Origin of the sequence: Comamonas trifloxystrobinivorans, from assembly GCF_043359985.1 — a bacterium.
Lineage (GTDB): Bacteria > Pseudomonadota > Gammaproteobacteria > Burkholderiales > Burkholderiaceae_C > Comamonas > Comamonas trifloxystrobinivorans.
The window spans coordinates 142,759-162,983 of sequence record NZ_JBHZGV010000012.1 but is presented as its reverse complement, the minus strand read 5'-3'; the positions used below and the strand labels follow the sequence as shown (position 1 = coordinate 162,983).

Genomic DNA, 20,225 nt, shown 5'->3' with positions numbered 1-20,225 from the left:
AGCGCTGTCGCCTGGGTAGCACAGCCGGCCAGCACGTGGAATAGGCGAGCGCCTGCAAGGTCGCTGCGCTCGTAACAAAATAGCGCAGCCTTGGCGCAGCACATGCATTAGGCTCGGTATTGCCCGGGCTTAATGCATGGCGCATTTTGCTCCAGGCATGGGGCGCCAGCGGGCGCTGGCACGCAGTGGTTTTTTGCGCCTGCGTCCACCCTGGAGCGTCGCCAAGGCGCCAGGCCCCGGTCAGCGTTTACGCTGTTCGAAGCGTTAGATACGCATTGTTGTTCAACCCCAGACAAGGCAGCGCCCGCGCGCTGCAGGCGCCCATTGGGCGCAGCGGTTGTCATGGGGCAGTCTGGGCGCGTGGCTTGGTGCATGGGGCCGGCACGCGATGTAGGGAGTGTGTGAGTTTTGTCTGCTTTGCGTTTGAAGTACAACCCGGCGCTGGATGGTTTGCGCGCGGTGGCGATTGTGTTGGTGTTCCTGTCGCATGCCCATGCTCCCCTGTTTGATGGGGCGTTTTTTGGCGTCGATCTGTTCTTTGTGCTCAGCGGCTATCTGATCACCTCGCTGCTGCTCAAGGAGTATCAGCAAGCGGGCCGTTTGGATTTTTGGCGTTTCTATGCCCGCCGTTTTTTGCGCCTGGCGCCGGCGCTGCTGCTGTTTCTGGCCGCGTACTGGGTGTTTGCGCCGCTGATCTGGCCCGATCTCGATGATGTGAACCAGGACGTGCTGGTCTCCGCGCTCTACCTGGCCGATTACGGCATTGCCTTCTTCGACAGCCCCAACACCTTGCTGCACATGTGGTCGCTCTCGGTCGAAGAGCACTACTACCTGGTCTGGCCGCTGTTGCTGGCCTTGCTGCTGGCGCACAGTGCGCGCAAGCAGCTGTGGCGCCCGGTGTTGCTGCTGGTGGTGCTGGCCTTTGTCTGGCGCGCCTATTGGGTGGTGCAAGAGCAGCTGTTCTACGAGATTTTCTTCCGCTTCGATACCCGCGCCACCGGCATGCTGCTGGGCAGTTTGCTGGCCGCCGTGGCCGTACACCGGCCTGAGTGGATGGACGCTTTGCATGCGCGGCAAAAGTACCTGCTGTGGTTGCTGCCGGTGTTCCCGTTTCTGGTGGTGGGCTTCAAGTGGGACGACATGGATGCGCTGCTCTGGGGCTTTGCGCTGGCCGAGCTGGCTGCGGCGGCGGTGATCATTGCCGTCAGCAAGCACAAGGGCGCGCTGTATGAGATGCTGAGCCTGCCATCGCTGGTGTGGCTGGGCAAAATGTCTTACGGCATCTACCTCTGGCATTACCCGGTGGTGCGCCTGCTGCGCGCCCACATGGACTGGGCTTGGGTGCTGGCCATCGGTCTGCCCATCTCGGCCGGTCTGGCGGCCATGTCGTTCTACACCGTAGAGCGCTGGGCCTTGCAATGGCGCGATCGCGGGGCGCGGCGCCCTGCCGTCTTGCCGGTCAAGCGCACGGCCCGTACGGTGTAAAAACCCGGCGGCCAACACAAACCAGGACGGCCAGGTGCCGTCCTTTTTTACGCCTGCCGTATTGCCGGGCATGGGCCTATGCGCCGTGCCGGCAAAGCGGATTTGCTACAAAGCCTTATCTTGTCTTTGAAAGCCCATGCCGTGACTGCTACGACCGCTTCTGCGCCCATCGCCACGCCCGACTCCGTTCTGCACTTCTGGTTTGGCAGTGCCCGCCCCAGCAATGCCGATGCCTTGCGCAACAAGCAGATCTGGTTCGCCAAATCGGACGAGTTGGACGAGCAGATCCGCCAACAGTTCGGGCCTGCCGTAGAGGCCGCCATGGCCGGTGGCCTGGCCGATTGGGAGGGCGAGCCCTGGTCGGCGCTGGCGTTGATCGTGCTGCTCGACCAGTTCAGCCGCAACATCTACCGCAACACTGCCCAGGCTTTTGCTGGCGATGCGCGAGCGCTGGCTTTGTCGCACCGCATGCAAGCGCAAGGCCAGGACCAGTTGCTGCCGGCCGTAGTGCGCGTGTTTGTGTACCTGCCCATGGAGCACAGCGAAGTGCTGGCCGAGCAAGCGCGCAGCGTGCAAGCTTTTACCGACTTGGTGGCAAGCGCGGCGGGTGACGAAACCTTGCAGAGCTATCTGCGCGGCTCGCTCGACTATGCGTTCCGCCACCAGCAGGTGATTGCGGAGTTTGGCCGCTTCCCGCACCGCAATGCGGCGCTGGGGCGCAGCAGCACGGCCGCCGAGCAGGCCTATCTGGCGCAACCGGGCGCCGGTTTTTAGCCCGAGATTGAACTTGTCTCACAGACAAGCGCCAACCCGCGCGCTATGTTGTTGGCAAGGCGTTTTCCGCGCCCCACACTTCATAAGGATCTGATGCCATGACCACCCCCGCAGAAATTCAACGCAACGCCAAGCACATGCTCTACCTGCTGGTGAACGAGCAGAAATTGCGTGCCGGCGAAGGCCTGATGCCCGATGTGCTGCAGCACCTGCTGACGCGCAACCAGTTCAGCACCGAAGACCAGCAATTGGCGATAGAGTACGCACGCGGCCAAGGCTGGCTGCAGTACGGCCCCAACGGAGAAGTGCAGCTGACCGAAAGAGGCTTTGCTGTGGACTGAGCGCAGTCTGGCGCATACATACGGCAGATCGGCCGCAAACAGCGCGGCCGACAGCAGAAGAAAAAACGCCCGCCGCAGTGGGGCTGCAGCGGGCGTTGTGCGTTGGTGTTTTTATGTTGGCGGGCTCGGGGGCTTATTCGCCGAAATAGCCGTCGCCTTCGGGGATTTTGCCTGCGCGCAGTGCGGCAGCCGCTTCATTGCGCACTTCCTCGCGGGTCCGCGTCGAAGGCTGCCGGGCTTCGCCGTAGGTGTTCATGTGATCGCCGCGCATCACCATGGTGCCATCACGCTGCGCCTGGGCCAAATCGGCCTGCACTTGGGCGCGGGTCAGGCTGTTGGTGCTGGGGGCATAGGCGGGGTAATCTGAGCCATCGCCCACGGGATCGGTGCTGGCCGCTTGTGCAGCGCCTGTCAACAGCAGGGCTGCAGCCAAACCAGCGGCGGAAAAAATACCTGTCTTCGTCATTGCTCAACTCCTTGCGAGGGGGGCTGGCCTGTCCCTGTGACAGCCTCGTGCGAGCCTCTCGCGTTTCGATGGATTGAGTTTATGGCTGGGTCTATTTTGGATAAACGGGGCCAAAGATAACGTATTGTTCTGTATTTGATGTCAATATTTGTTGAACTTTGGTCCGACCAGAATGTTGGGGCCGCTGAAGGCAAGGAAGAGCTAGTGCTGGCAAGCGCTTGATGCTCTGTTTTCAGGAGCGGATAGCTGCGTCCACAGGCAGCTGCAAAGCGGCCAATTGCTGGTGAGCGGCGCTGTTCCAGTCGGGCGGCAACTGGTGTTTGGCTTGCAGATAGTGGTGGGTGTAAACGTCCAGATAGGCTTCCAGCGTTTGCGCGGCGTGCTGGTCGCCCGCCAGATCGAGGCACAGCGCAGCCACTTCGGCGGTGCAGAAATGCTCGTCGCGGCGCGAGCGCCGCAGCTTGTAGCGCGAGAGGTGGTCCGGGTGCAAGCTCAGCACCGGAAAGCGCTCCAGATACGGGCTTTTGCGGAACATCTTGCGTGCTTCGGGCCAGGTGGCATCGAGCAAGATGAACAAGGGCCGCTTGCCCGGCGCCGTGGTGGCGGGCAGCGTTTGCACCACGCGGCTGGGCGGCTGCACAAACTCTTGCGGAAACACTACATAGGGCTGCCATTGCGGGTCGTTCAGCAGCGTCGTCAGCCCGGTATCCACCTCGGTGCGCGACCAGCCAAAGGCAAAGCTCTCGGCCACCACATCGGCAATCAGCCAACCGGTGTTGCTGGGTTTGAGCGGCTCGGCATCGTGCATCAGCAGACACATGCCCGCCTGTGTGGGCTGGGTGGGGCGCAGCGCGCAAATGCAGTGGCTGGGGCGCAGCCGGCAACCCTCGCAGCGCTCGCCCTTGGGGCCGCCACGGGCCAGAAACGGCCGGGTGCTGCGGGTCAGGCGCTCGCTGCGCAGGCGCGAGACGGCATGGGGAGAAACGGGTGCGGGGGAGGATGACACGGGCGCTATTGTCGGTGCTTTGGGCGGGCGCAATGTGCTGCGCGGTTTTGGGTTGCAGGCAGGCGCCAAGCCGCTCAAGCCTTGACCGACTCCAGCGCAAACAACGGCACTTCGCAGCGCTGGCTGAGCCAGACGCCGCCGCCCAGCTCGGTAAAGCCCTGGGCCAGGCCGCGGCGGTAAAGATCGGCGCGGTGGCGGTACAGGCGCGGGTCGGTCAGCTCTTCGTCGATGATTTCTCGCTCGTAATCCTCTTTGGCTACGGCCTCTACATACAGGCCGCCGCGGCTGAGGCGGGCCAGATTGGCCAGCGCGCGTTTCAGATCGGCCGGGCTCAAATAGGGCAGCACGCCTTGGCAGATCACCAGGTCGAAAGGCTCGCCGTCGGCGGGTTGGTAATCGATGACCGAACCGCGCTCCCAGCCGTAGCGCTCGCACAGGTATTCGCTGTATTCCACGCCGTGGTAGCTGGCTTGCGGAAAGTGCTGGGCAATGGCTTCGCGCCACAGGCCAATGCCACAGCCCACATCGAGCACGCGCTGCACGGGCACGCGCAGGTATTGCAAATAGCTGCAGACAAAGGCGCCCAGGCGCGCCACATGCGCCTGGTCGACGACGCTGGTTTTCTTGTCGAAATAAAAGCGCTGGTAATACGCCTCGTCAAACCATTCCTTGTCCGCTGACTGCACCCTGTCTCCTTGCCAAGCAACGCGGCCACATGCGCGCTGAGCGCCGAAGTATGGACCAGCTGGCCGCAGCGCGTGGCCCGCTGCGGTATTGGCGCGCGGGCAGAAACAAAAAAACGGGCATCGCTGCCCGTTGTTGGTTTGGCTTTTCGAGCCTGGCTCAAGCCTTGGGCTTGCGGTAGGCCAGGCAAAGCTTGTTGCCGTCCGGATCGCGCAGATAGGCCAGGTAGAGCGCGGCAGGGCCTTCGCCGCGCCAGCCGGGTGGGTCTTCGCAGGTCACGCCGCCTGCGGCAATGCCGGCGGCATGCGCTGCGTCGGCTTGTTCGGTGGAGGTGCAGGCAAAGCCGGTGGTGGAGCCGTTGCCGTGCGTGGCGGGTTCGCCGTTGATGGGTGTGCTGACGCTGAAGGTGCCGCCGTTGGCACGCCAGAAGTAGCGGTTTTTGTTGGCGACGCCAGCAGGCGCGCCCAGCACGGCGAGGAAGGCGTCATAGAACTGGCGCGATTTCTCCAGGTCGTTGGTGCCCAGCATGATGTGGTTGAACATGGGTGTCTCCTAGGGATGTTCGGTGTGTAACAAAGACCACTATAGCGACGATTGCCCGTGCCTCCGCGTTAAGCGCGCGACACCGATGGTGCCGACGATGGTGTGCTTCTGGGTTGCTCTTGTTTTGGTAGCAATTGGCCACTGCAAGTGCGGCGCAGCCGGTTTGGCACAAATGCTTCGGCTGTGTCTTGGCGCAGCCCACATGCCCCCGCTTGGCGGTCGCCCGCGTGCGCTGGCGACCGCAAGGCCGGGGCTGCATCGCTATAGTGGCGAGCGCAGCGGATCCGCCCTGATGTCCGGGCGCTGGTGAGAGGGGCCGCTGCCCTCGGTGTTGTTTATGAATCTGCAAAAAATACTGGGGCCGCAGGCCTCTTCGCACCTGCGGCTGATTGGCATGGCTTTGCTGTGGGGCGCTTCCTGGCCGGCGGGCCGCATCGTGGCGCAGCACATGCCGCCCATGGCGGCTTCGGGCCTGCGCTTTGTGCTGGCGAGCTTGGTGCTGTTGCCGTGGCTGTACATGGCGGGCGGCATGGGCCAGCTCAAAACCTGGTCGGCCAAGCGCTGGCTGGGCATGGCCGCCGCGGCGGCGGTGGGCGTGTTTGGCTATGCGGCCTTTTTTCTGAGCGGTTTGCAGCATCTGCCGGCCAGCAAAGCGGCCCTGGTGATCACGCTCAACCCGGTGCTGACTCTGTTGCTGGCGGCCTGGATCTTCCGCGAGCGGCTCAACCGTACCATCGGCCTGGGCATGCTGGTGGCGGCCATTGGCGCGGTGTTGGTCATCTCGCACGGCAATCCTTGGCAGTTGCTGAGCACTGGCCTGGGCCTGGGCGAGCTGATGATTCTGGGTTGCGTGGCCTGCTGGGTGAGCTATACGCTGATCGGCCGCGCCATCCTGACGGGCGTGGACGCGCTATCCACCACCGCCGTTACCTCAACCATGGGTGCCATCATGCTTTTGCTTGGCAGCCTGGTGCTCGAAGGGCCGCAAGGCCTGGCCGGCGTGTTGCATGCTGATGCGGGCTCCTGGGGTGCGCTGCTTTTTCTGGCCTGGGGCTCCACAGCGCTGGCCTACGCCTGGTATTTTGATGGCGTGAAAGCGCTGGGCGCCGGGGCGGCCTCGGGCTATATCACCTTGGTGCCGGTAATCGGGGTGATCTGCTCGGCGCTGTGGCTGGGCGAGAGCGTGGATGCCTCCATGCTCATCGGCGGCGCATTGGCGGTGGCCGGTACAGCGGTGATGAACTGGGGGCGGCGCACGCCTGCACCCGCTGCGGTTGCAGCGGCGGGGCGCTGATCACGGCTCGGCCTGCAACTCCGCCCAGGGCTCTCGCACAAACTGCTGCACAGCGTAGTCGATAAACGCCTGCACACGCGCCGGGCGGCTGCGGCCTGGCGGGGTGAGCACATGCAAGGCGATCGGCGTGGGTTGCCACTCGGGCAAGACATTCTCCAGGCGGCCGTCTTGTAGCTCCTGCCACACCAGAAAAGCCGGTTGCAAGCTCAGGCCCAGCCCGGCCAGCAGCGCGGGTTTGAGCGCCTCGGCATTGTTGGCTGCCAGGCGCATCGGCACCTGCTGGTTGGCTTCTCCCAGCGTTGGATGCGCAAAGCGCCACAGCTCACCGCTGGCGGCAAGGCTGTAGTGCAGTGCGTGGTGAAGCGCGAGCTCGCTCGGGTGTTGCGGCCGGCCGTGTTGGGCGAGGTAATCGGGACTGGCCACCAGAAAAATCTTCACGGTGCAGAGTTGGCGCGCGATCAGGCTGGAATCGTCCAGCTTGGCAATGCGCAGGGCCAGGTCGTAGCGGTCGCGGATCAGGTCGACCTGGGCGTCGCTGAAGCTGATGTCCAGTTGCACGTCCGGGTGTTGTTGCATGAAGCCCGGCAGGATCGGCGCGAGCCGCGCCAGCCCGAACGACATGGGCGCGGCAATGCGGATGGGGCCGCGCAGGCTGGCGGACTGGTCGGCAATCTCCGCCTCCAGCGCGTGGCCTTCCTGCAAGAGATGGGCCGCTCTTTGCAAAGCGCTTTCGCCCGCAGGAGTCAAAGACAGCTGGCGCGAAGTGCGGTGCAGCAGGTGGGCTTTGATGCGCGCCTCCAGCCGGGCCACGGCCTTGGAGACGGTGGCTTGCGAGAGCCCCAGTTCTACGGCGGCGCGGGCAAAGGAGCCGCTGCGGGCCACAGTGGCAAAAATGGCCCAGGCTTCCAGATCAGGCAGGTGTTTCATGCGGTGGGAGGCAGATGGCGGGCAGCAGCCCATGGCAAGCATGATGCGGCTGCTGGCGCATCTGCTTGTCAGCACGGACCTACAAAGCCTGTCCGAAAACGCCTAGCGCAGACGGTAAATTTTTCAGCAATTATTTGGAAAGACTGGGAAAACGCCTGCGGGAGCTGGCTCGGTTTCCCGGTGTAAACCCTTGATAACGCAGCCAGATGCCGGACGCAGGGCGCAAAAAACGAATAGCTGCTTTTATATTTTTGACACAACTGATATGTATCAATTCGATTAATTGATTTTATAGTAGGCGCTTTCTTGATTGCAAAGGGCTGCCATGATTGAACGTCGATCTGTCGAGAGTCTGGGTGGAGCCAACCACGGTTGGCTCGATACCAAGCACCATTTCTCGTTTGCCGATTACCGCGATCCGCAGCGCATGCACTGGGGCATTTTGCGGGTCTGGAACGACGACACGATCGAGTCGCAGACCGGTTTTCCGCCGCACTCGCATGCGGACATGGAAATCATCACCTATGTGCGCGAAGGCGCCATCACCCACCAGGACAACCTGGGCAACAAGGGCCGCACGCCTGCTGGCGATGTGCAGGTGATGAGCGCAGGCACCGGCATCACCCACGCCGAATACAACCTGGAGCCGGGCACCACCCGCATCTTCCAGATCTGGATCATTCCCAACCGCCAGGGCGAAAAGCCCAGCTGGGGCTCGCAAGCCTTCCCCAAGGGCGATCGCCACGGCGCATTTGTCACGCTGGCCAGCGGCATTGCGGGCGACAAGGACGTGCTGCCGCTGCGTGCCGACGCTCGCGTTCTGGGCGCCACCGTCAAGGCCGGTGAAAGCGTGGAATACCGCTTCTCCAGCACTGATCGCTATGGCTACCTGGTGCTGGCCACCGGCAGCGCCAGCGTCAATGGCGTAGCCCTGCAAAAGCAGGATGGCGCGGCCATCCATGGCGAAGAAACCATCCGTATCACCGCGACCGAAGACACCGAAGTGGTGCTGGTCGATGCTGCCCCTCTGCAGTAATCGGCTGCTGTTCTCCTCCCCTCTGTACCAATGGAAAGGCTCCCTCATGTCTAACCGCAACTACCTCGAAGTCCTGACCCCGCAAAACAGCCAGCTGATCTTTATCGACCAGCAGCCGCAGATGGCTTTTGGCGTGCAGTCGATTGATCGCCAGACGCTCAAGAACAATGTGGTGGGCCTGGCCAAGGCGGCCAAGGTGTTCAACGTGCCCGTCACCATCACCACGGTCGAGACGGACAGCTTCTCCGGTCACACCTACCCCGAGCTGCTGAGCGTATTCCCCACGCACAAGCTGCTGGAGCGTACCTCGATGAACTCGTGGGACGACCAGAATGTGCGTGACGCGCTGGCTGCCAACGTGGCCAAGGGCCACAAGAAAATCATCGTCTCGGGCCTGTGGACCGAAGTCTGCAACAACACCTTTGCGCTGTCGGCCATGCACGATGCCGGCTACGAAATCTACATGGTGGCCGACGCCTCGGGCGGCACCTCGATGGATGCGCACAAGTACTCGATGGACCGCATGGTCCAAGCCGGCGTGGTGCCCATGACCTGGCAGCAAGTGCTGCTGGAGTGGCAGCGCGACTGGGCCAAGCGCGACACCTATGACGCGGTGATGGACATCGTGCGCGAGCACTCGGGCGCTTACGGCATGGGCGTGGACTATTGCTACACCATGGTGCACAAGGCGCCAGAGCGCGTGAAGCACGGCGACACCATTGGCCCCAACCCCGCCAAAAAGTAATTCTGTGCAGCCGCGGTAGCGCCGCCGCAGCAGCCGTGCGGCGCCACCGCCTTCCCATCCAGCCAGACAGGGCGGTGCACCATGAAACTCTATGCCTTCTCCCTTGCCGCGGGCCTGCTCGTCGGCATCATCTACAGCCTGATCCAGGTGCGCTCGCCCGCACCGCCGCTGGTCGCCCTGGTGGGGTTGCTGGGCATTCTGGTGGGTGAGCAAATCGTGCCCGTGGGCAAAAAGCTGATGGCCGGTGCCGGCTTTGGCGAGGCCTGCGTGGAGTGCCAAGCCACCGACCACGTGCTGGGCCAACTGCCGGGCAAAGCGGCATCGGCCAGCACCAGCAAGCCTGCCGCGCCAGCGCAGGATTCCTGAGCCACCCCACCACAGAGATCGCCCCATGACAACACGCCGCAAAGTCATCACCTCAGCTGCCGGCCTGGCTGCCGGCGGGCTGATGGGTTGCAGTTCGACATCCAACTCTTCGCAAGGAACACCCATGTCCAATGCCACACCTGATGTCATTTTTCACAATGGCCAGATCACCACCTTGAACAAAAGCCAGCCCCGCGCCAATGCGGTGGCGGTGAAGGACGGCAAGTTCATCGCCGTCGGCACCGACGCCGAGGTGCTGGCCCTGGCCGGCAGCGGCACGCGCAAGATCGATCTGCAAAAACGCAGCGTGCTGCCCGGCCTGTGCGACAACCACACCCACGTGATCCGCGGCGGCCTCAACTACAACCTGGAGCTGCGCTGGGACGGCGTGCGCTCGCTGGCCGATGCCATGTCCATGCTCAAAGCCCAGGTCGCCAACACGCCAGCGCCGCAATGGGTGCGTGTGGTGGGCGGTTTTACCGAGCACCAGTTTGTGGAAAAGCGCTTGCCCACGCTGGAAGAAATCAACGCCGTGGCGCCCGATACACCGGTGTTTCTGCTGCATCTGTATGACCGCGCCTTGCTCAATGCGGCCGCTCTGCGCGCTGTGGGCTACAACAAAGACACGCCCGAACCACCTGGCGGCGAGATCGTGCGCGATTCCAATGGCAACCCGATTGGCCTGTTGGTGGCCAAACCCAATGCCACCATTTTGTACAACACGCTGGCGCTGGGCCCCAAGCTGCCGTTTGACTACCAGCTCAACTCCACGCGCCACTTCATGCGCGAGCTCAACCGCCTGGGCGTAACAGGCGTGATTGATGCCGGTGGCGGTTCGCAAAACTACCCGGACGACTACAAAGTCATCGAGCAGCTCGACAAGGACGGCCAGATCACCGTGCGCCTGGCCTACAACCTGTTCACGCAAAAGCCCAAGAAAGAAAAAGAAGACTTTCTGGCCTGGACGCAAAGCGTCAAATACAAGCAAGGCAACGACTACTTCCGCCACAACGGCGCGGGCGAAATGCTGGTGTATTCGGCGGCCGACTTTGAAGACTTCCGCCAGCCGCGCCCCGACATGCCACCCAACATGGAAGGCGATCTGGAAGAAGTGGTGCGCGTGCTGGTGCAGAACAAATGGCCTTGGCGCTTGCACGCCACCTACGACGAAACCATCAGCCGCGCGCTCGATGTGTTCGAGAAGGTGCACCGGGAGTCGCCCATCAACGGCCTGAACTGGTTCTTCGACCACGCCGAAACCATCTCCGACAAATCCATCGACCGCATTGCTGCGCTCGGCGGCGGCATTGCCGTGCAGCACCGCATGGCCTACCAGGGCGAGTACTTTATCGAGCGTTACGGTGCCAAGGCCACCGAGGCCACGCCGCCGATCAAGAAGATTCTGGAAAAAGGCGTCAAGGTGTCGGCCGGTACTGACGCCACACGCGTGGCCTCGTACAACCCTTGGGTGTCGATCTCGTGGATGGTCACCGGCAAAACCGTCGGCGGCACCAAGATGTACCCCGAGCGCAACCTGCTCGACCGCGAAACCGCGCTGCGCATGTGGACCGAAAACGTCGCCTGGTTCAGCAACGAGGTGGACAAGCGTGGCCGCATCCAAGTAGGCCAGTTTGCCGATCTGATCGTGCCGAACAAAGACTACTTCCAGGTGCCCGAGGACGACATCTCCTTCCTCACCTCGGACATGACCGTGGTCGGCGGCCGCGTGGTGTTTGGTTCGGGCAGCTTCCAGCAGCACGACGACAACCCGGTGCCGCCCGCCATGCCCGATTGGTCACCCGTGCGCCGCTACGGTGGTTTTGCCGCCTGGGGCGAGCCCGAAGGCGCAGGCAAAAACTCGCTGCAACCGCTGAACTACCGCAACCTGGCCGCCGCCTGCGGCTGCGGCACCAGCTGCGGCATGCACGGCCACCAGCACGCCAGCGCTTGGGCATCGAGCGTGCCGACGTCTGATCCGAAGAGCTTCTTTGGCGCGCTGGGTTGCTCTTGCTGGATGTGAGCTAGCTTCACCCTCTGAGCCGCTTGGCCTAGGCGGCCCCGCCGCTTCCCCCTCTCTGCTTCGCGGGAGGGGGGGCATACGGGCAGCCGGCGACACCATCGGTGCGAGGCGGCTCTTCCTCGGTGTCCCTGGCCTTAGGTCGCGCCCGTTTTTGAGGCCGTGCTTTTTGCGTAGGTAGATTGATGGGAGAAGACCAATGAATACCTCGTCCAGTAGCTTTTCAAACCGCCTCGCCAACATGGCGAGGCCTGTTTTTGGCAGTGAGGCGATTCGCTGGCTGGCGTATCTGGGGCTGTGCGCGGCTTACCTGCAGGGCGGCTTTAACAAGCTGACCGATTTCAATGGCGCGATTGGCGAGATGACGCACTTCGGCTTGTCGCCCGCACCCGTATTTGCCGTGCTGGTCATCGTGCTGGAGCTGGGCGCATCCGCGATGATTTTGACGGGCAAGCTGCGCTGGCTGGGCGCGCTGGCCTTGGCAGCTTTTACCTTGATGGCGACTTTTCTCGCGCTGCGTTACTGGGAGCTGCCTGCAGGCCCAGCGCGCTTTGGCGCGGCCAATTCTTTTTATGAACATCTGGGCCTGATCGGCGGCTTTTTGCTGGTGGCCTGGCTGGATCTGCAGAAAAAACCTTGAACGCATGAACGCATCGACCAACGCCCCCAACCCCACACCGCCACCTGCGGCTACTGCCGCCAACGAAGCCAGCGGCAGCTTTGCGCCGCTCAAGCAAAAGCTGTTTGCCGTGTTGTGGGTGGCCACCGTCATCGGCAACACCGGCAGCTTTGTGCGCGACGTGGCCAGCTCCTGGATCATGACCGACCTCTCGCCATCGCCCACCGCCGTGGCGCTGGTGCAGGCGGCGGCTTCTGCTCCGGCGTTTTTGCTGGCGATACCTGCCGGTGTGCTGTCCGATATTCTGGACCGCCGCAAGTTTCTGATCTGCATCCAGCTGCTGCTGGCCAGTGTCAGCATCAGCTTGATGACGCTGTCGGCCATGGGCATGCAGACTGTGTTCTCGCTGATCGCGCTCACGTTCTTGGGCGGCATTGGCGCGGCGCTGATGGGCCCCACCTGGCAGGCCATCGTGCCTGAGCTGGTGGGCAAAAAAGACCTCAAATCTGCCGTGGCGCTCAACTCGCTGGGCATCAACATCTCCCGCGCCATTGGCCCGGCGCTGGGCGGCATTGTGCTGGCAGGCATGGGCGCTTCGGTCACCTATGGCGTCGATGTCATCAGCTATGTTTTCGTGATTGCTGCGCTACTGTGGTGGCCGCGCCCCAAGGCCGAGCAGGACGATCTGACCGAGCGCTTCGCCGGTGCCTTCCGCGCCGGCCTGCGTTACGCCTTTGCCAGCCGTGAGCTGCATGTGGTGCTGCTGCGCGCCTTTCTGTTCTTTGCACTGGCCAGCTCGGTCTGGGCCTTGCTGCCGTTGGTGGCGCGCCAACTGCTGGGCGGCGGCGCGGGCTTTTATGGCGTGCTGTTGGGTGCTGTGGGCGTGGGCGCTATTGGCGGCGCATTCTTGCTGCCCAAGCTGCGCAGCAAGCTCTCGTCGGATGGCTTGCTGCTGCTGGCTGCCATCGTCACAGCGGCCGTCATGGCCTTCTTGTCGATCGGCCCTGCGCAGTGGATGGCCGTGGTGGCCTTGCTGCTGCTGGGCACGGCCTGGATCACGGCGCTGACCACGATGAACGGTGTGGCGCAAGCGATTTTGCCCAACTGGGTGCGCGGCCGCGCGCTGGCCGTTTATTTGACGGTGTTCAACGGCGCCATGACATTCGGCAGCCTGAGCTGGGGCTTCACGGCCAAGGCGATTGGCGTGCCTTACACGCTGCTGGCGGGTGCTGCCGGCCTGGTGGTGATGGGCCTGATCGCGCACCGCATCAAGCTGCCCGAAGGCGAGGCTGATCTGGCGCCTTCGAACCACTGGCCCGAACCCTTGCTGGAAACCGAGGTGGACAATGACCGCGGCCCGGTGATGATCCAGATCACCTACCACGTGGAGCACGCGCAGCAAGAGGCATTTTTGAAAGCGCTGGCGCGTTTGTCGGCCGAGCGCCGCCGCGACGGCGCATACGCCTGGGGCGTGGTGCAGGATGCGGCTGCGCACAACACCTTCGTCGAGTGGTTCCAGGTCGAATCTTGGGCCGAGCATCTGCGCCAGCACAAGCGCGTGACACACCATGATGCCGATGTGCAGGCCGATGTGCTGCAGTACCACAGCGGCAGCGAGCCGCCCGTGGTCAAGCACTACCTGGCCATCAACCACCCGGCGCAGGGCAAAATCTAAGCCCGCACCCACCTAGCAAGGAGCCGCCATGGATGCCCAGAAAACGCTGTCCCGCATGCTGGGCTTCAACGCCGGCTATGTCGATACGGCGGGCTTTCTGGCTCTGGGCGGCTTGTTCACGGCGCATGTCACCGGCAACTTTGTGACGCTGGGCGCATCGCTGGTGCACCACGGCAGCGAAGGCGCGCTGTCCAAGCTGGCGGCGCTGCCGGTTTTTTGCGCGGCCGTAGTGCTTTCGCGCATGGCCAGCAATGCACTGGTAGCGCGCCAACGCCCGCCGCTCTACAGCTTGGTGGTGGCCAAAATCTTGTTGTTGGTGCTGGCAGCGGCTTTGATGATCGGCTTCGGCCCGTTTCGCAATGCCGATGCGCCGCTGGCCTTTGTAGCCGGCATGAGCATGGTCTGCGCCATGGCCGTGCAAAACGCCATGCACCGCATGCATTTGTCGCAACTGCCGCCTTCCACCTTGATGACCGGCAACACCACGCAGGTGATGCTGGACTTGGCTGATCTGCTGAAAAACGTGCAGGGCGAGGCACGCAGCGCGGCCCTGGCGCGGCTGCGCAAAATGGTGCCCTCCATCCTGTACTTCGCCTCGGGCTGTGCGCTGGCGGCACTGGCCTACCTGTGGCTGGGCATGTGGTGCTTCGCGCTGCCGCCGGTGCTGGCCTTGCTGTCGCTCAACTGGCTGCCTGCGGCGGGTGTTTCTACGGCTTGAGGGGATGTTTGCCGGGCTTCGACTTACAGCATGGGCATGGCAAGATGCTCCATCAGCAACTACTTGAGGTGGCGTATGGCCAATAGCGACGACGAGCAGAGCGAGCCGCGCATGGCTCCTGACATGTGGTCTTTTGAGGCTTTGTATGTGCAGGCGCCGCAGCTGGATGGCGAACGCTTGCGCGCCGCGTTGGCTGAGCGCCTGGGCGAGGTGGATTTGCTGATGGACGGCGACACCATCTTGCTGGCGCTGCGCGACTACACGGTGGATTACAGCGACAAAAAAGGCATACCCAGCGAGATCGCCATCTTGCACGCCGACAAGCCCTGCACCCCGAGTGACTACGCCGAGGCATTGCAGCAGACCTGGGATTGGCCAGAGAAAGAATCCGCGCTGGCGCAGTGCCGCCACTGCGTGCTGGTGAGCGAATTCATGGGCCGTGGTTTGGAGACTGAGGAGCGGCTGGAGATTTTGCAAGCCGTGATGCATGTGCTGATCGAGAACGGCGGCGTCACCGCCATCAGCCAAAGCAATGCTGGCTGTCTGATCAACCCGGCGCGCTACATCGAAGCGCACGCCGAAGGCTTTATCTACTACGGCGTGCTGAATGTGCGCTTCTTCAATATCAGCAACCGGCCCGGCGAAATGCTGATGGATACCTTGGGCGGCGCCGCTTTTGGTGTGCCCGATGTGCAATGCCATTTCCTGCAACTAGACCCGGGCGCAGTCTCACCGTATCTCTTCAATGCAGGCGTCTACCTGGTGCAAAACGGCGACGTGATCGAAGACGGCCACACCTTGCCCAGCATCGACGGCCAAAGCAAATGGCCCTGCCAGCACGAAGATGCGCTGGTGCCGCCCGAGCGGCTGGTGCTGGATGTGAACCCGGGCGCGGGGCTGGCAGCGGGCAACCGGTAGCGGCTCACCAGCCCGCTGCACGCGGGATCACGCGCGGGATCAGTACACGCCCATGTAATCGCGCTTGCCAATCGGCAAACCGTTGTGGCGCAGCAAATCGTAGGCCGTGGTTACGTGGAAGAAGAACTGCGGCAAACCGTAGTGCACCAGATAGGCGCTGCCGCTCAGCTTTTTCTCTTTGGGCGTGCCAGGGCGTAAAACGATCTCGGCAGACTCCTTGCCGTCAAACTGCGACGGGTTCACGCTGTCCAAAAAAGCCAAGGTTTTGCTGATCAATGCATCCAGGTCGGCAAAGCTCTTTTCATCACTGCCAAAGGTGGGCACCTCTACCCCCGCCAAGCGCGCAGCAATGCCGCGCGAAAAATCGCAGGCAATCTGCACCTGCTTGACCAGCGGAAACATATCGGGCGCCAGCCGCGCTTGCAGCAAGGCATCTGGCTCGATCGACTTGGCCGTCGCGTATTCGCTGGCCTGCTTGAGAATGGCCTGCAAAGCCGACAGCATCTGCTTCAAAACGGGAACCGAGTGGGTGTACATCGCACTGCTCATGGTGGTGATCCTGTGGGGGTGAGCCGGCAAGCAACTAACGCGCGTGGCGCAGGCTTGCAGGTAGTGAACAAGGCGCGCTGCGCTCAAGGCGTAAGCCTGGCCCGCACGGGCGCCGCCGCTGGCCACTGTAACCCGAGCTTGTGCAATTACGGCGATGCGCTTTGGAGCTGTGGGCTTATTGGTGGTGCGGGGCGGCTGATGCAGGACGGCTGGCCCTCTGCACTGGGCTTACACCTGCAGCAAATGGTGGGTGGCGCGGGTGGATGCCACATAGACCAACCGGGCTTCGAGCGCCGGATCGGCTTGCTCGTCCTCCGTTGGCGTGGGGTTGCGCATCACCGCCACCACAGGCCATTCCAGCCCCTTGCTGGCGTGCATGCTCATCACCTGAATCACATCTCGGGCTGGCTGGAACTGGCCGGATTTTTTGCGCACGTTGTGCGGCAGGCCTTTGCGGCGCAAGGCTTCGGCGCAGGCGTTCATTTCATCGTAATGGCGGCATAGCACGGCCATTTCACCCCAGGCATGGCCCTGGGCGTGCTGGTCGGCCAGCAAATCTGCCACGCGGGCGGCGCGCTCGGGCAGGGTGGGCAGGTCGATGACGATGGGCTCGGGTCCTTCGCGGCCGCAGCTCATGGGCTTGAGCAGCGGAATGCTGTCGTCGTCTTTGGCATCCTCGGGCGAGAGCAGGTCACCTGCCATGCGGTGGGCCATCTGCAAAATCTGACGTGTGTTGCGGTAGTTGATTTTGAGAATGGTGGTGCGCCCCGAGGCCTGGATGCCCACGCTCTTGAGGCTGAAGTTGCGCTTCTGACCCCGGTCGTAAATGCTTTGGGCGTCGTCGTAGAGCAGCAGCAAGCTGTTGGTAGTGGGATCGACCATCTGTGTGACGAGCTTGAGCCACTCGGGGGCAAAGTCGTGGCCTTCGTCGATGAGGATGGCATGGTATTGGCCTGCGGGGATGTGTTTGTCGTCCACCCCTTTGATGACGCGCTGCACAAACTCTTCCATCAGCTTGCCGACGGGCCAGTTTTGGGTGCCAGTCGGCAGCAGGTTGTAGGTGACGAGTTGCTCGCGGCTCCATTTGTGAAAATGGCGCACATGCACGCGGTCTTCCAGGCCCTTGGCCGCCATGGTGGACGCCAGCTTGACGGCCAGCGGCTCGTTGTAGCACAGCACCAGAATCGGCTTGCTGCCGGGGCCCTGGGTTTGCGCCAGATGCTCGGCGCGGTAGCCCAGAATCATGGTTTTGCCCGAGCCTGCCACACCGTGGATGACGCGGTGGCCGTCGCCCAGGCTGCGGGCGAGCTGCTCTTGCTGCAAGTCCATCACGCGCATGATGTCGGGTAGTGCGTCGTCGTCGGGTGCGCTGTTTTCGCCAAACAGGGTTTGCTGTTGGGGCACGCGCACTTCGGGGAAGAGCTGCCAGCGGATGCGGTCGAGCTGGGGCAGGGTGATGGCGTGCTTGAAGCTGTACGGGAACATGGCCCACAGCCGCTGCTGGAAGGCTTCCGGATCGGCGTCTTCCAGCATCTCGTCCTGGCAAATCACCAGATGGGCAGGGATGGCTTCGCCCAGGCCGGCACTCTCAAACTGCTTGCGGGTGATGCGGGTGAACACCACGCCGTGGCCCCATGGAAAGGCGAGCTTGCCTTGGTGCGGACCATCGGCCTGCACCAGCTGCGGATCGCGCTCCAGAGCGTTGACAACTTGAATGGCTCCATGGCGAGCCTGCGCAAGCGGGTTGATGGTGACGGTGACCTTGCCGTCGGGGATGATCTCAAACCGTTGCGGCGTGGCGCTGCGGATGGTGTCCAGGCGCCAATCCTTGGTTTCCAGGATCAGCGCGCCCCGGCGTGGGTGGATCACGACGAAGTCGGGCCGTGTCTGTAATGGCCCCACGGGCACGTCCCACCACAACAGGTAGTCGTCTTCCAGCTTTTGCTGCAAGCGCTCGGCCAGGCGCTTTTCGCCACTGGTCATGCGTGGCAAACAAGTGCTCAGCGCGGGTATCAACACCGCCATTCCATCCCCTTTGATTTTGTGATTTGTATCTGGAATGTAACTATAGCTTGAACTGTTGGGCTGACGTAGGGCGTATCTTGGTGCAGAAGGCGTGATGCCGGTATGAGGCTTCAAAGAATGGCCGACACGGTGTGTTTCCTGCCTGTGGTCTCTTCTCGGAAAGCACCGCCAGCTATCAAATTTGATACGACCTACTCTGACTACCCACCTTCACGCCCTCTTTACAAATCAGTCCTTGAAATCCTTGTAATTAAGATATATCTTAGATGCATCTTAGTAAAGGATATCCACCATGCCTCATCCCCATCACCACTTCCACCACCACCATCCACACGGCCCCCGCGGCGAGCGCTTTGGCGACGAAGGCGGGCCCGGCCGTGGTCCGCGCCATGACGGCGGCCCTGGTCGCGGCGGCCCGCGTGGCCACGGCCACGGTCCGGACGCTGAGCGCCACCGTGCCCACAAGCGCGAGCGTATGTTCGAAGCCGGCGGCTTGAAGCTGCTGGCGCTGCACCTGATTGGCCAGCAGCCGAGCCATGGCTACGACGTGATTCGCGCGGTCAGCGAGCTGGTTGGCGGCGATTACCAACCCAGCCCAGGAACGATTTACCCGACCTTGAGCTATCTGGTCGACATGGGCCATGCCACGGCCACCGATTCAGAAGGTGGGCGCAAGCAGTACACCATCACCGCCGAAGGCCAGCAGGCTTTGGCTGAGCAGGCCGATTCGCTGCAACTGCTGCTGGCGCGCCTGGCCAAGGGCAAAGACCGAGAAGCGCGCCAGCGCCCCGCATCTTTGGTGCGTGCGCTCGAGAACTTCAAGCTGGCGCTGCGCTTGAAGCTCGATGCCGCCGAGCTGAGCGATGAGCAGGTGGCACAAATCGCTGCTTTGCTGGACGAGACAGCGCTGAAGATCGAGAAGCTGTAACTGCGTCTGCTTTCTTCATGCTGTGGCTGGCCGCGTTCTTTGGGGCGCGGCCTGTTTTTTGGGGCGCTGGGCATGCCAGGTTGTGACGAGGAGCAAGCAGGATTTGCTCAGCCTTGGCGCAGGCCTTGTTGGCTCACGGTATGCTCAGCCATCTCGTACCCACTCCAACAGCTAACAATCCGTACCGATATGCAGCGACGTCATTTTGTAGCCTCCTCTTTTGTTCTGGGCACCAGCGCAGCGCTGGGCCTGGGCGGTTGTGCCTCGCGCCAGGCCGCGCATCCCAAGGCGGACCGCGCTTTTCACAAGGCCTTGGCCTTGATCGAGGCGCAAAGCGGTGGCCGTCTGGGTGTGTATGTGTTCGATGCCGAATCCGGTGGCTCCACCGGTTACCGCGCCGACGAGCGCTTTCCCATGTGCAGCACCTTCAAAACGCTGCTGGCCGCGCGCGTGCTGCATATGGCGCAGGAAGGCTCGGTCGATCTCGGCCTGCACGCCACCATTGCGGCAGCCGATGTGGTGACATATTCGCCGGTCACGGAAAAGCGCGTTGGTGTGCCTGACGGCATGACGCTGCTGGAGCTGTGCGAAGCTGCCGTAGTGGTAAGCGACAACACGGCAGCCAATGTGCTGCTGCAGGCCACGGGCGGCCCGGCGGCGTTGACCGCCTGGCTGCGCCAGATTGGCGACCAGACCACGCGCCTGGACCGCAATGAGCCCACGTTGAACAGCGCAGTGGCTGGCGACGAGCGAGACACCACCACGCCCCGCGCCATCAACACCACCTGGCAAGCGCTGTTGCAGGGCGACACGCTCAAGGGTTTTGGCCGCGCCTTGCTGCAGCAATGGCTGGTGGACAGCCGCACGGGCGACAAGCGTGTGCGCGCCGGTTTGCCCAGCGATTGGAAGGCGGGTGGCAAGACGGGGTCGGGCGACAACAGCTCGGCGGGCGATACCTTGATCGTCTGGCCCAATGCGCAGTCCGAAGGCCTGGTGATCAGTGCTTACCTGACCGGCGGCAAGCGCAGCTTTGAAGAAAACGATACGCACATGGCCAAGGTGGGCGCAGCCATTGGCCAGTGGTGGGCCGCGCTCGGTTAAGTCGCCAA

The 20,225-nt window shown here is 62.8% G+C and carries 21 protein-coding genes; 14 read left to right on the top strand and 7 right to left on the bottom strand.

Annotated features, from left to right (window positions below; translation table 11 throughout):
* The first annotated feature begins 408 nt into the window (after positions 1-408).
* From ACFIQF_RS16220 to ACFIQF_RS16210, 3 genes are all read left to right on the top strand, one after another.
* Entirely contained in the window at positions 409-1,485 is a 1,077-nt protein-coding gene (locus ACFIQF_RS16220) for an acyltransferase family protein (RefSeq protein ID WP_393944439.1), read from the top strand.
* Between the two features lie 78 nt (positions 1,486-1,563).
* Positions 1,564-2,259, top strand: coding sequence for a DUF924 family protein (locus ACFIQF_RS16215; protein ID WP_393944437.1), 696 nt, complete (start codon positions 1,564-1,566; stop codon positions 2,257-2,259).
* 98 nt (positions 2,260-2,357) lie between these two features.
* Positions 2,358-2,600: a hypothetical protein gene (locus tag ACFIQF_RS16210; protein ID WP_393944435.1), complete on the top strand. Its 243-nt coding sequence runs from the start codon at positions 2,358-2,360 to the stop codon at positions 2,598-2,600.
* A 133-nt stretch (positions 2,601-2,733) separates the two neighbouring features.
* Here ACFIQF_RS16210 and ACFIQF_RS16205 read toward each other — a convergent pair whose 3' ends face one another.
* The 4 genes from ACFIQF_RS16205 to ACFIQF_RS16190 all read right to left on the bottom strand — a co-directional run bounded on the left by ACFIQF_RS16205 (position 2,734) and on the right by ACFIQF_RS16190 (position 5,299).
* The gene (locus tag ACFIQF_RS16205) at positions 2,734-3,066 is read right to left on the bottom strand and encodes a DUF4148 domain-containing protein (protein ID WP_393944434.1); all 333 of its coding nucleotides are present in this window, start codon (positions 3,064-3,066) and stop codon (positions 2,734-2,736) included.
* 232 nt (positions 3,067-3,298) lie between these two features.
* Entirely contained in the window at positions 3,299-4,072 is a 774-nt protein-coding gene (locus tag ACFIQF_RS16200; protein WP_393944433.1) for a tRNA-uridine aminocarboxypropyltransferase, read from the bottom strand.
* Positions 4,073-4,146: 74 nt separating this feature from the next.
* The gene (locus tag ACFIQF_RS16195) at positions 4,147-4,758 is read right to left on the bottom strand and encodes a class I SAM-dependent methyltransferase (protein WP_393944431.1); all 612 of its coding nucleotides are present in this window, start codon (positions 4,756-4,758) and stop codon (positions 4,147-4,149) included.
* Between the two features lie 157 nt (positions 4,759-4,915).
* Positions 4,916-5,299 carry a VOC family protein gene (locus ACFIQF_RS16190; RefSeq protein ID WP_393944429.1) on the bottom strand — a complete coding sequence of 128 codons (384 nt, stop codon included), beginning with the start codon at positions 5,297-5,299 and terminating at the stop codon, positions 4,916-4,918.
* A gap of 337 nt (positions 5,300-5,636) precedes the next feature.
* Between ACFIQF_RS16190 and ACFIQF_RS16185 the strand changes: the two genes are divergently transcribed.
* On the top strand, positions 5,637-6,593 hold the full coding sequence (locus tag ACFIQF_RS16185) for a DMT family transporter (RefSeq protein ID WP_393944427.1): 957 nt from the start codon (positions 5,637-5,639) through the stop codon (positions 6,591-6,593).
* Here the strand turns inward: ACFIQF_RS16185 and ACFIQF_RS16180 are convergent, their stop codons facing one another.
* The gene (locus ACFIQF_RS16180) at positions 6,594-7,520 is read right to left on the bottom strand and encodes a LysR family transcriptional regulator (RefSeq protein WP_393944425.1); all 927 of its coding nucleotides are present in this window, start codon (positions 7,518-7,520) and stop codon (positions 6,594-6,596) included.
* 325 nt (positions 7,521-7,845) lie between these two features.
* Between ACFIQF_RS16180 and ACFIQF_RS16175 the strand changes: the two genes are divergently transcribed.
* The 8 genes from ACFIQF_RS16175 (at position 7,846) to ACFIQF_RS16140 (ending at position 15,614) form a co-directional block, all read left to right on the top strand.
* Positions 7,846-8,556, top strand: coding sequence for a pirin family protein (locus ACFIQF_RS16175; protein ID WP_393944423.1), 711 nt, complete (start codon positions 7,846-7,848; stop codon positions 8,554-8,556).
* Positions 8,557-8,602: 46 nt separating this feature from the next.
* Positions 8,603-9,301, top strand: a complete 699-nt coding sequence (locus ACFIQF_RS16170) for a hydrolase (protein ID WP_393944422.1) — start codon at positions 8,603-8,605, stop codon at positions 9,299-9,301.
* Between the two features lie 81 nt (positions 9,302-9,382).
* Positions 9,383-9,667 (top strand): XapX domain-containing protein, encoded by a 285-nt coding sequence (locus ACFIQF_RS16165; protein WP_393944420.1) that lies wholly within the window; start codon positions 9,383-9,385, stop codon positions 9,665-9,667.
* A 124-nt stretch (positions 9,668-9,791) separates the two neighbouring features.
* Positions 9,792-11,687, top strand: a complete 1,896-nt coding sequence (locus tag ACFIQF_RS16160; protein WP_393944545.1) for an amidohydrolase — start codon at positions 9,792-9,794, stop codon at positions 11,685-11,687.
* 238 nt (positions 11,688-11,925) lie between these two features.
* A complete protein-coding gene (locus tag ACFIQF_RS16155; protein WP_393944544.1) occupies positions 11,926-12,324 on the top strand; it encodes a DoxX family protein in 399 nt (132 codons plus the stop codon).
* Between the two features lie 4 nt (positions 12,325-12,328).
* The gene (locus tag ACFIQF_RS16150; RefSeq protein ID WP_393944418.1) at positions 12,329-13,978 is read left to right on the top strand and encodes an MFS transporter; all 1,650 of its coding nucleotides are present in this window, start codon (positions 12,329-12,331) and stop codon (positions 13,976-13,978) included.
* A 28-nt stretch (positions 13,979-14,006) separates the two neighbouring features.
* Positions 14,007-14,696 (top strand): YoaK family protein, encoded by a 690-nt coding sequence (locus ACFIQF_RS16145; RefSeq protein ID WP_393944417.1) that lies wholly within the window; start codon positions 14,007-14,009, stop codon positions 14,694-14,696.
* 75 nt (positions 14,697-14,771) lie between these two features.
* A complete protein-coding gene (locus tag ACFIQF_RS16140) occupies positions 14,772-15,614 on the top strand; it encodes a DUF4261 domain-containing protein (RefSeq protein WP_393944415.1) in 843 nt (280 codons plus the stop codon).
* 39 nt (positions 15,615-15,653) lie between these two features.
* Here the strand turns inward: ACFIQF_RS16140 and ACFIQF_RS16135 are convergent, their stop codons facing one another.
* Together ACFIQF_RS16135 and ACFIQF_RS16130 are read right to left on the bottom strand one after the other, a co-directional pair.
* Entirely contained in the window at positions 15,654-16,163 is a 510-nt protein-coding gene (locus tag ACFIQF_RS16135) for a DUF1993 domain-containing protein (RefSeq protein WP_393944414.1), read from the bottom strand.
* A 228-nt stretch (positions 16,164-16,391) separates the two neighbouring features.
* Positions 16,392-18,188, bottom strand: a complete 1,797-nt coding sequence (locus ACFIQF_RS16130) for a DEAD/DEAH box helicase (protein WP_393944412.1) — start codon at positions 18,186-18,188, stop codon at positions 16,392-16,394.
* Positions 18,189-18,480: 292 nt separating this feature from the next.
* On the opposite strand from ACFIQF_RS16130, the gene ACFIQF_RS16125 reads away from it, so the two are divergent.
* Positions 18,481-19,116, top strand: coding sequence for a PadR family transcriptional regulator (locus tag ACFIQF_RS16125; protein WP_393944410.1), 636 nt, complete (start codon positions 18,481-18,483; stop codon positions 19,114-19,116).
* 189 nt (positions 19,117-19,305) lie between these two features.
* Positions 19,306-20,217, top strand: coding sequence for a class A beta-lactamase (gene bla, locus ACFIQF_RS16120; protein WP_393944408.1), 912 nt, complete (start codon positions 19,306-19,308; stop codon positions 20,215-20,217).
* The last annotated feature ends 8 nt before the right edge of the window (positions 20,218-20,225 follow it).